This is a genomic window from Vibrio sp. 1401 (genome assembly GCF_033340295.1).
The window spans coordinates 1-1,047 of the sequence record NZ_JAWOWF010000150.1; the positions used below are offsets into that span (position 1 = coordinate 1).

General features: G+C 43.6%; 2 protein-coding genes. Both read right to left on the reverse strand.

The features are described from left to right. Positions 1-108, reverse strand: a 108-nt coding sequence (locus R7Z77_RS24200; RefSeq protein WP_318136909.1) for a twin-arginine translocation signal domain-containing protein, incomplete at its 3' end; no start/stop codon positions are given. 181 nt (positions 109-289) lie between these two features. Further along, on the reverse strand, positions 290-1,047 hold a 758-nt coding region (locus R7Z77_RS24205; RefSeq protein WP_318136908.1), incomplete at its 5' end, for a L,D-transpeptidase family protein.

The following is a 1,047-nucleotide window of genomic DNA, read 5'->3' on the forward strand; positions in this document are numbered from 1 at the left end:
TTCATCCGGAAGTGAAGCCCATGAAAGTGTAGGCATTGCAGACGCCAGTACGACACCACCAGCGGTCATTTTAAGGAAATCACGGCGAGAAAAATTACGACTTACCATAAACAAAAACACTGCTCAATTACTAAACAAAGAAAGCGGACGATACCGAAACCAATTTATCTCGTCAAATGCATAAATTGGTCCGGAATATCGAAGTCGCGCTGAATTTTTTGTTTACTTATTGAACAGAAACGATTTTTTAGAATTGTAAATTTTCTTAAATTTACGAGCCATGGCAGGCTTAGCCTTGATGGTCGTATTTGTAGATGTCATCTCGGTAATACAGCGTACCTTCTTCCAACCAAGCTGTTTGGTAGATGATGTGTACCGGAATACGCTCCCCTAGTGGCACCGAAGTCGTTGATGAACGAGCGCTTTCCCGCTTTTTCTCTAAACGCTCTTCCAAACCTTGAGTTTTGAACAGAAGCTCTGCAAGTTGATCGGCGTTTTCTACTCGAACACAACCCGAGCTAAACGCCCTTCTATCTTGTTGGAACAAGTTTTTACTTGGAGTGTCGTGTAGATATATGGCTTGTGGGTTCGGCATGTTGAACTTGTACAAACCCAACGCATTGTGCGAACCAGAAGCCTGACGCATGCGGTACGGGAAGGTTCTTGGATTAACTGTTGCCCAGTTGATCGTGGTTGGATCGATGATTTCGCGCGACGTCCAAGAACGGATGATTTGAATGTTATGTTCCATTAAATACATCGGATTGCGTTTCACTTTTGGAATAATGTCTTTCACCATGATTTTCCAAGGCACATTCCAAGTAGGATTTAAGATCACCGAATCTAGCGTTCCAGTCATGATTGGGGTTTTTCTTGAAGCTCGACCAACCACAACTTTTGATTCAAACAGTGGCTGACCATCATGCCAGTACGTAACTTCATAACCCGGCACGTTCACAAACACGACATTGTCTCGTTCTTTCGCCCAAATACGAGAACGCTCCGCATTCAATGCCAGCAAGTGTAAACGTTGTTGAGGAGAGAAGT